Source organism: Acidovorax sp. KNOB132, from assembly GCF_057541515.1.
The window spans coordinates 1-3,865 of the sequence record NZ_BAAJYT010000313.1 but is presented as its reverse complement, the minus strand read 5'-3'; the positions used below and the strand labels follow the sequence as shown (position 1 = coordinate 3,865).

At 71.9% G+C, this 3,865-nt stretch carries 6 protein-coding genes; 3 read left to right on the top strand and 3 right to left on the bottom strand.

Annotated features, from left to right (window positions below):
* The coding region (locus AC27IO_RS21610) for a DUF1501 domain-containing protein (protein WP_498740690.1) at positions 1–728 on the top strand (728 nt) is incomplete at its 5' end.
* A gap of 28 nt (positions 729–756) precedes the next feature.
* Here the strand turns inward: AC27IO_RS21610 and AC27IO_RS21605 are convergent.
* Positions 757–1,725: a DHH family phosphoesterase gene (locus AC27IO_RS21605; RefSeq protein ID WP_498740688.1), complete on the bottom strand. Its 969-nt coding sequence runs from the start codon at positions 1,723–1,725 to the stop codon at positions 757–759.
* A gap of 159 nt (positions 1,726–1,884) precedes the next feature.
* Between AC27IO_RS21605 and AC27IO_RS21600 the strand changes: the two genes are divergently transcribed.
* Positions 1,885–2,520 (top strand): glycine zipper family protein, encoded by a 636-nt coding sequence (locus AC27IO_RS21600; RefSeq protein ID WP_498740686.1) that lies wholly within the window; start codon positions 1,885–1,887, stop codon positions 2,518–2,520.
* Positions 2,521–2,552: 32 nt separating this feature from the next.
* On the opposite strand, the gene AC27IO_RS21595 is transcribed toward AC27IO_RS21600, so the two are convergent.
* Entirely contained in the window at positions 2,553–2,771 is a 219-nt protein-coding gene (locus tag AC27IO_RS21595) for a hypothetical protein (RefSeq protein ID WP_272564024.1), read from the bottom strand.
* Positions 2,772–2,898: 127 nt separating this feature from the next.
* A complete protein-coding gene (locus tag AC27IO_RS21590) occupies positions 2,899–3,528 on the bottom strand; it encodes an FMN-binding negative transcriptional regulator (protein ID WP_284403473.1) in 630 nt (209 codons plus the stop codon).
* A gap of 83 nt (positions 3,529–3,611) precedes the next feature.
* On the opposite strand from AC27IO_RS21590, the gene AC27IO_RS21585 reads away from it, so the two are divergent.
* Positions 3,612–3,865, top strand: a 254-nt coding sequence (locus AC27IO_RS21585) for a GntR family transcriptional regulator (RefSeq protein ID WP_498740692.1), incomplete at its 3' end; no start/stop codon positions are given.

The following is a 3,865-nucleotide window of genomic DNA, read 5'->3' as shown; positions in this document are numbered from 1 at the left end:
CCGACACGCTGCCGCTGGTGCTGCGTGGCGGCTATGACGTGCCCAACACCGCCCTGGGCGCCGCGGGCGCGGCCAAGCCCGGCATCGACGACCGGCAGGCCGGGCTGATCGCCTCGATGTACGGGGGCACCCCGCTGGCCGCCGCCGTGGCCGAAGGCTTTCAGACGCGCGACGAGGTGGCGCGCACCATGCAGGGCGAGATGGACGCCGCCAGCCGCAACGCGCTGAGCACCAAGGGCTTCGAAGGCACGGCACGCCGCATGGCCCGGCTGATGCAGTCGCGCTACAACCTGGGGTTCGTGGACGTGGGCGGGTGGGACACGCACGTGGGCCAGGGCAACGCCACGGGCGCTCTCGCCAACCGCTTCGAGGAGCTGGGCCGGGGCCTCGCGGCCTTCGCCGACGAGATGGGGCCGGCGTGGAACCGCACCACGGTCGTCGCCATCAGCGAGTTCGGCCGCACCTTCCGCGAGAACGGCAACCGCGGCACCGACCACGGCCACGGCAGCGTGATGTGGGTGCTGGGCGGGGGCATCGCGGGCGGGCGCATCGCGGGCGAGCAGCAGGCGCTGACGGCCACCACCCTGTTCCAGAACCGCGACTATCCCGTTCTGAACGACTACCGCGCCGTGCTGGGCGGCCTGTTCGCCCGCACCTACGGGCTGTCGCCCGCGGCCCTGGCCCGCGTGTTCCCGCAGACCCGGCCACGCGACCTCAAGCTGGCCTGAGGCCGGGCCGGCGCACCTGGGGGCCGGCTCAGGCGGCCGTTCCGGCCCCGGCCGCCGGAGCGGGGAACGCCGCTGCATCGAACACGCCGCTCAGCAGCTCGGGCAGGCGCTCCGCCCCCATGCGGAACCCGCAGGCCTGTGCATGGCCGCCGCCGCCCATGCTCTCGGCCAGCACCGAGCAGTCGAAGTTGCGCTGCGAACGCAGGCCCACCTTCACCTTGCCCTCCTTGCTGACGATCCACATCAGCGCGAACGTGCCGCACTGCTTGGACAGCATCTCGCCGATCAGGCTGTGGAAGGCGCCCGGGGCATTCACCATGAGGCCCTGTTTGCCGTTGAACGTGATCGGCTGCGCGCCGCCCGCCACATCGGCGGCGAGGTGGCGAAACTTCTCGTCCATGGCGTTGCCGCGGGCGACGAAGGCGGCAGACTGCTCGGGCGTGAACGCGGCGATGGCCTCCCAGCGCGCGAAGTCGAAGGGCTCCATGTCCAGCGCGGCCAGGTAGCCGGCGCTCTCGGGGTAAGCCCAGGCCCAGATGTCGCGGTCTTCCACGTAGCGCACCAGGTCGGGCAGCGGGGTGTCGGGGTAGAAGAACTCCCACGCCAGCCGCGCGCCCGACTTGTCCATGTCGAAGTGCACCACGCCGCAGCGGCAGGCAAAGCCGGTGAGCTTTTCGGCAGCGCTCTTGTGGTGGTCCAGCATGACCAGCTTGGCGGCGCGTTCGTCGATGGCGCCCAGGATGTCCGGCGCGAAAGAGAAGTCGAGGATGTACACCGCCCGGCCTTCGAGCGCGGGCAGGTCGTCCACCGACTGCACCTGCCCGTGCGACAGGCCCACGCACTCGGCCTGGCCGCCGTAGTAGCGCCAGGCGGCCAGCGCGGCACCGAAGCCGTCGGCGCAGCGGCCGTGGTACAGGACCAGGGGGTTGGGATCGTTCTTGTCCGGGTGCACCAGCAGTTGCAGGGGCAGGAGGGTTTTCTTCGTGGGGATCGTCATGGGGCGCATTGTCGGGCACTGGGCCTGGGCAATGGTGCGGAGCACCCGGGGCGGGGGCTTGGCAGCGGGAGCGGTTTGGCTGTCCAATGCCCCTGGGCCGGCGCCCGGTGCCTTGCAGGCCTGCTGCCGGGTGTACGACCGATCCGCAAGGAGTTTTCGATGCGCAAGCTGTCCCTCTGCGTCCTGGCCCTGTTCCTGGCCGGCTGTGCCACGCGCGGCGCGGACAGCCTCTCGCTCGGCGCGCCCGGCAGCGCGGGTCATCCCGCCGATCCCGCGCGCCAGGCGGCCGATCTGGCCGACTGCCAGCGCTACGCCAGCCAGATCGGGGTGGCCAGCGAGACCGTGGACGGCCTGGTCGCCGGCGCCGTGCTGGCCGCCACCGTGGTCTGGGCGCTGGGCGGCAGCCGCAACGCGGTGCAGGATTCGGCGCTGATCGGCGGGGCGCTCGGCGCCACGCAGGGCGTGCAGGCGCTGGAGCGGCGCCAGGGCATCGTCGCCAACTGCATGGCCGGGCGCGGATACGCCGGCAGCACCTACCCGGCCGTGGCCGCCGTGCTGGAGCCCAACCAGCCCGCCCGCTCGGCACACGCCGACTACACGCCCCTGCCCGCGCGCGCCATCGGCACCGACACGTTCAATGCCGAGCGCCTTGCACGCGACCAGTCCTGCACCGCCACGCCCATGGCCTGGCTGGCCGCCAAGGGACCGGGTTTCGAGACCTACACCGTGCCCTGCAGCAACGGCGACGCCCTGGCGATCCGCTGCGAATTCGGCCAGTGCCGCGTGCTGCGCTGAGGCGCGGCCGGCAGCGCAGGGCCCGCGGCACGTCAGGGAAGCGCGGCGTTTCCGGCATCCAGCGCCGGAGGGCGCAGCAGGTCTTCGTTGACGCCCATGGTCTGGCTGGCGCGCTCCACCGCCTGCCACAACGGCGCGGGCATCTGCAGGATGTCCTCCGGTGAGCTGGAGCGCGCGATCCATGCACTGATCTGGAAATGCTGCTCGTGGGTCAGCAGGTCAAGGTTCAGCATCTCGTCGATGGTCTTCATTGCAATCCGATTCCTGGGCAGGGGCCATTCCGGCACCCCCGTGGCGAAATGCCCGGGGTGGTATGGACCACATGGTGCCATGAGCGCCCAGGTCAAGCGGCCGGGGGCGCTCGCGGCCACCCACCCGTCAGGGGGCGGACGGCGGGCGCATCCTCCCGGCCAGGTCCCCCTGGCCGCGCGACTGCAGCGCGTCGGCGGCGCCGGCGATGTCGCGCGCCTCGCGGTTCTGGCTCAGCTTGGACTTGCCCACCAGCGCGGTGAGCGCGATCTCGATGCCCACGATGTGCTGCAGCAGGCCGTTGATGAACTCGGGCGACGAATCGCCCATCTTCCAGGGCCGGGGCTCGGCGGCCTCGTGCTGGCGCGTCAGGCGCGCCACGATGCGGCGCACGAAGCGTTCGTCGTCGTGCACGGTCAGCACGCCGTGCGCATGCACCACCTCGTAGTTCCAGGTCGGCACCAGGCGGTGCGACTCGTGCTTGCTCGGATACCAGTTGGGCGAGATATAGGACTGCGGTCCGTGGAACACCACCATGACCGGCGTGCCCGTGGGGCAGCGCTGCCACAGCGGATTGGCGCGGGCCACATGGGCCGACAGCCGGCCGAACGGGCCCACCTCCGGGTCGAACTCGAACGGCAGGTGGTCGGCGTCCAGGCCCCCTTCGCCGTGGGTGACCAGGGTGCCCAGGGGGTGCTCGCGCAGGAGGCGCTGCAGGGCTTCGGGCCGGTTTTCGGCGAAATGCGGTGGGATGTACATGGGTGGGGCTCGGTCGGAATGCGGTGCACGAGACTGTCATGCAGAACCGGCACAATCCGAAGAGCCAGTTCTTCACCATTTCAATGGACCAGTTCCACCCCCCTGCCCCGCCCGGCACCGGCCGCCGCATCTACGACCTGCTGCGCGCGCAGATCGCCGACGGCACGCTGGCCGCCGGCGCGCGGGCCCCGTCCACCCGGGCCCTGGCCACGGACCTGGCGGTGTCGCGCACCACGGTCACCGCGGCCTACGAGCAACTGGCGGCAGAGGGCTTTCTGGTCACCGCCCCGGGGCGGGCGGCCCGCGTCGCCCTGGCGCCCGCCGCCGTCGCCCGGCC